The 4,407-nt window shown below is 71.5% G+C and carries 5 protein-coding genes; 1 reads left to right on the top strand and 4 read right to left on the bottom strand.

The window, feature by feature from the left end; genetic code table 11:
- Positions 1-64: 64 nt before the first annotated feature.
- Positions 65-910, bottom strand: coding sequence for a RecB family exonuclease (locus ACY5KJ_RS17995; protein WP_462188979.1), 846 nt, complete (start codon positions 908-910; stop codon positions 65-67).
- A 384-nt stretch (positions 911-1,294) separates the two neighbouring features.
- On the opposite strand from ACY5KJ_RS17995, the gene ACY5KJ_RS18000 reads away from it, so the two are divergent.
- The gene (locus ACY5KJ_RS18000) at positions 1,295-1,576 is read left to right on the top strand and encodes a chorismate mutase (protein ID WP_462188980.1); all 282 of its coding nucleotides are present in this window, start codon (positions 1,295-1,297) and stop codon (positions 1,574-1,576) included.
- A 65-nt stretch (positions 1,577-1,641) separates the two neighbouring features.
- On the opposite strand, the gene ACY5KJ_RS18005 is transcribed toward ACY5KJ_RS18000, so the two are convergent.
- The 3 genes from ACY5KJ_RS18005 to ACY5KJ_RS18015 form a co-directional block, all read right to left on the bottom strand.
- Positions 1,642-2,229, bottom strand: coding sequence for a DUF1003 domain-containing protein (locus tag ACY5KJ_RS18005; protein ID WP_462188981.1), 588 nt, complete (start codon positions 2,227-2,229; stop codon positions 1,642-1,644).
- The gene (locus tag ACY5KJ_RS18010) at positions 2,226-3,569 is read right to left on the bottom strand and encodes a magnesium transporter MgtE N-terminal domain-containing protein (RefSeq protein ID WP_462188984.1); all 1,344 of its coding nucleotides are present in this window, start codon (positions 3,567-3,569) and stop codon (positions 2,226-2,228) included. Before ACY5KJ_RS18010 ends, ACY5KJ_RS18005 begins: the two co-directional genes overlap by 4 nt.
- Before the next feature lie 193 nt (positions 3,570-3,762).
- Positions 3,763-4,407, bottom strand: a 645-nt coding sequence (locus tag ACY5KJ_RS18015; protein WP_462203912.1) for a TerD family protein, incomplete at its 5' end; no start/stop codon positions are given.

Here is a 4,407-nt window from a genome sequence, read left to right on the forward strand (position 1 = left end):
CCACCCGCCGAGCCCGCAGATGCCTCAAACCCGCTTAACTTCGAAGAGCCGGTATGCCGGCGCCTCAGCCCTCGTCGTCCTCGTCGCCGAGGGCGTCCCAGGGCTGGCGTTCGGGGCCAGCCGCCTGCCCCTCGGGGCAGTGGCTCCGGAAATCGCACCACGAGCACAGGGGGCCGGGGCTCGGCGGGAACGCCCGTTGCGGATCCTCACCCGCCCGCAGGGCCTCCGTCGCGCGCACGGCGTCCGCCGCGACCGACTCCGCCCGCCGCACGTGCCGGGCGATGCTCGCCTCGGTGTGCTCGGCGGCCGCGACCCGCCCACTGGGCACGTGGTGCAGCTCGACCCGCCGGCATGGTTGGCGCAGCATCCGCCCGGCGGCCAAGGCGTAGAGCGCGAGCGCCGGGGACGATCGCGCGTCGTCGTCGGTGATCGGCCGGCGTCCGGTCTTGTAGTCGACGACGACCAACTCCCCGTCTCGGTCGTCGAGACGGTCCACCCGCCCGGAGAAGGCCAGTGCCTCGGTACAGGCCGCGACCGAGCGCTCGACCCCGCGCGGCTCGGCCGCCGGATCGAGGTGCGCGACATAGTCATGCGCCATCCGCGCGCCGCGCTCGCGCCACCGGTACGACTGCTCACCGTCCCGGAAACCTTCGTCGACCCACAGCAACCGCAACAGCGCCGCGGCCCGCTGCGGGGCCCGTTGCTCGATCGGCTCCTCCCACCAGCGTCGCAGCGCGTTGTGCACGCTGACACCGAAGGAGGTGTGCGCCCAGGGCGGCCCCTTGGGCGGCCGCGGCCGGTCCAGATACGTCATCCGGTACCGGCGGGGGCAGTCCTCGAAGGCGGCCAGCCGCGACGGCGTGCAGGAAAAAAGCCGGCGGGGCATGCCGGTGAGCTCCAGTTGCGCCATTATCCGATGGTCTCACCGGCCTCGCCTCGGTTACCGGACGCCTGATCGGGCGGCGTCGCCGCCCGAGTCAAGGTGAGGGATTAGTCAAGGTGAGGGATCAGTCGGGGTGGGGTTACCCAAGAGTCGGGGTGGATGGCTACCCAAGAGATCAGGCGCCTGGACGAATCGGCACGCGGCTGGCATGCTCTTGCCATGCAGTGCAGTCGATTCACGTGCCGCCGACTCACAGGTCACGGCACGTCGCTGCGGCTGTTTTATGGGGACCGGGCACGGTCCCCGCTCCGCCGCTGATCTCACGCGGCACAAGCGCCAGACCCAGGCCCGGTCCGCCTCCGGGTTGTCTCGGCCTGGGGTGCGCCGGGCCTCCGACCGAAAGGCCCACTTGTGGAAAACGTCGTCGATGCCCCCAGCACCGCGCCGGCCATCGCCTCGATCGACGAGGGACGACAGCTCATCGATGACATCGATGCTCAGCTGCGTGATCTCGTCGCAACCCGGCGGGACCTGTCCCAGCAGATCCAGGCGCTGCGCTCGGCCGAGGGCGGGCCTCGCATCCAGCACGCCCGGGAGAACGAGATCATCGCGATCTGGGCGGACGAGCTGGGGCCTCGCGGGGTCGAGATGGCGATGGCGGTACTGACGCTCTGTCGCGGTACCGTGCGGTAGGCACCCGGGCACCCGCCGGTGCGGCGCGCGGCCGCCGTTCGCACCAGCCCACCGCACCGGCCCGGTCATCGCGGCGAACGTAACGAACGCTCGCTCTCCCGCCGTCGGCGTTCCCGATCGCGTTCCCGCTCCCGGTCCTTCGCCCGGTCACCGTCCGGCCCCTCCAGCTCCGCGAGCAACCCCCGCAGTTCCGAACGCAGGAAGTCCCGGGTGGCGAGCTCGCCGATCGTGATGCGCATCGCGGCCAGTTCGCGGGCGAGGTATTCGGTGTCCTCGCGGTTACGGATGGTCTGCTCGCGGTCCTGGGCGAGGTTCGCGCGGTCCCGGTCGTCCTGGCGGTTCTGCGCCAGCAGGATGAGCGGTGCCGCGTACGCGGCCTGCAGCGACAGGACCAACGTCAGAAAGATGAACGGGAAATTGTCAAACCGGGCGGACTGCGGGGCGATGATGTTGTAGGCGACCCACAGCACAATCACGATGCTCTGCGCAACGAGGTACCGGGCCGTGCCGATGAAACGCGCCACCCGCTCCGCGATTCGCCCGAAGGCGCCCGGCTCGTAGGCGGAGCGCAGGGCGGACCGCCGGGACAGCCGCGGCTGATCGAGGCGGGCGCCTCGCGGCCGACGGCGTCCCAGGCGTCCCAGGCGTCTCATGGTGCGGCCGGGGAGCTGCCCACCTCGCCGCGGGAGCCTGGTTCCACGTCGCCCGCGGCGGGCGGGGTCAGTGCCCCGGGGGTCGCCCGCGCATCCACGTCCGCGTCGAGCTGTCGCTCCCGCCAGTTCGCGGGAAGCAGGTGGTCGAGCACGTCGTCGACGGTGACGACGCCGACGAGCCGGCCGGCGCGGTCGAGAACCGGTGCCGCCACCAGGTTGTAGGACGCCAGATGACGGGTGACCTCGGCCAGCGGGGTCTCGGGCCGCAGCGAGGCGATGTCGACGTCGATCACGCCACCGACCAGGGTCGCCGGCGGCTCACGCAGCAGCCGCTGGAAATGGGCGAGACCGAGGTAGCGGCCGGTGGGCGTCTCGTAGGGCGGGCGCACCACGTAGACCTGCGCGGCAAGCGCCGGGGAAAGCTCGGGTTCGCGGATGCGGGCCAGCGCCTCGGCGACCGTCGCGTTCGGGGCGAGCACGACCGGCTCGCTGGTCATCATGCCGCCGGCCGTGTCGTCGGCGTAGAGCAGCAGACGGCGCACGCCGGCGGCCTCGTCGGGCTCCATCAGCCGCAGGAGACGCTCCGCGTCGTCGGCGGGCAGCTCGCCCAGCAGGTCCGCCGCGTCGTCGGGGCCCATCGCCTCCAGCACGTCGGCGGCCCGCTCGTCGGCGAGTCCCCCGAGCAACTCGACCTGCTCGTCCTCCGGCAGCTCCTCGAGGACGTCGGCAAGCCGCTCGTCATCGAGGGCGGCAGCGACCTCCGCGCGCCGTTTCTCGGACAGGTCATGCAGCAGCGACGCGAGGTCGGCGGGCCGCAGCTTCTCGAACGCGGCGAGCAGGTTCGCGGCCCCCTGCCCCTCCTCGGGCAGCGAGAAGCCGGTGACCTCGTCCCAGGCGACCGTCTTCACCTCGCCGCGCCGGCCCCGGCCGACCCGCACCGCCACCTGGTCTAGCACCCAGTCGCCGCCGCGAACCGGTTCGATCGCGGCATCGACGACGGTCACCTCGACGCCGGACGAGATGAGCGTCACCCGCCGGTCAAGCAGCTCGCCGAGCACCCGGGTCTCGTTCGGGCGCTGCTGGAAACGCCGCCAGCTCAGCCGGGCCGAGGACAGCACCACCGCGCCCGACTCCACCCCGGTGACCCGGCTCATCGGCACGAAGATCGGTCGGCGTTGGACCTCGACGGCCAGGCCCAGGACTCGGGGCGGCTCATGCCCGAGTCGCAGCGTCGCGATCACATCGCGCACCCTGCCGACCTGGTCGCCATTCGGGTCCAGGACAAGCAGGCCCGCCAGCCGGCGGCAGTAGACGCGGGACGGAGCCGGGCGGGAGATCATGCCCATCACCGGACGATGCCTGCGAAGCGCAACATACCGGCCCACGACGGCCCTGCAGACCTGTTCACGGCCGGAGGTTACCCGGCCCGGGACATCCCACAACCCGGAGAGGTCGGCCGGATCAACACCGCCGCGCGGGCCGCCGGCAAACCGCCCGGCGTTCCGGGGCCGGGGATCGGGCTACGGGCACTGCCTACAGGTACTGCCTCGACGGATTGACCATGGCGCGGACGGTCTTGCCGTCGTGGAACTCCCCGATCGCCGTCATCGACCAGGTGGGAGCCCCGCGGTCGCGCTGCACCCGGCACATCACCAGTCCGGTGGACGGCTTGGAGTCGGACAGGTCGAACCGGACGAGCTCCTGCCCGGTGAGATCGTCATACAACCGGCAGTAGGCGTTACGCACCTCGACGAAGGTCTGTCCCTGGAAACTGTTGACCGTGAAGATCAGGGTGACGACGTTCCCCGGCAGGGCGCCGAGATCGACCATGATCGTCTCGTCGTCCCCTTCGCCATGGCCGGTCAGGTTGTCCCCAGAGTGGCGCACGGCTCCCCGGGCGCCCTTCTTGGACATGAACCAGACCTTGTCGACGTCCTTGCCGCGCTCGTCGAACAGGATGCAGGACGCGTCGAGGTCGATCGACTTCCCGTGCTGGGCCGGATCCCACCCAAGGCCCATCCGGACCCGGGTGAGCGGCGGCGCGCCGGTCTTCACCAACGAGACGCTCTGCCCCTTGGTGAGCGATACCCGCCCCTTGTCCAGGTTCACCCGGCCACCCTGCTGACCGGGCGCTCCCGGCGCGGGGGGCGGCGGACCCCATTGCTGACCACCCGGCGG

It is taken from the genome of Frankia sp. CcWB3 (genome assembly GCF_977927595.1).

What these genes read in the sequence shown, in the direction of transcription:
- ACY5KJ_RS17995 (WP_462188979.1), bottom strand. Translation starts at nt 910, where the DNA reads ATGGCGCAACTGGAGCTCACCGGCATGCCCCGCCGGCTTTTTTCCTGC.
- ACY5KJ_RS18005 (WP_462188981.1), bottom strand. Translation starts at nt 2,229, where the DNA reads ATGAGACGCCTGGGACGCCTGGGACGCCGTCGGCCGCGAGGCGCCCGC.
- ACY5KJ_RS18010 (WP_462188984.1), bottom strand. Translation starts at nt 3,569, where the DNA reads ATGATCTCCCGCCCGGCTCCGTCCCGCGTCTACTGCCGCCGGCTGGCG.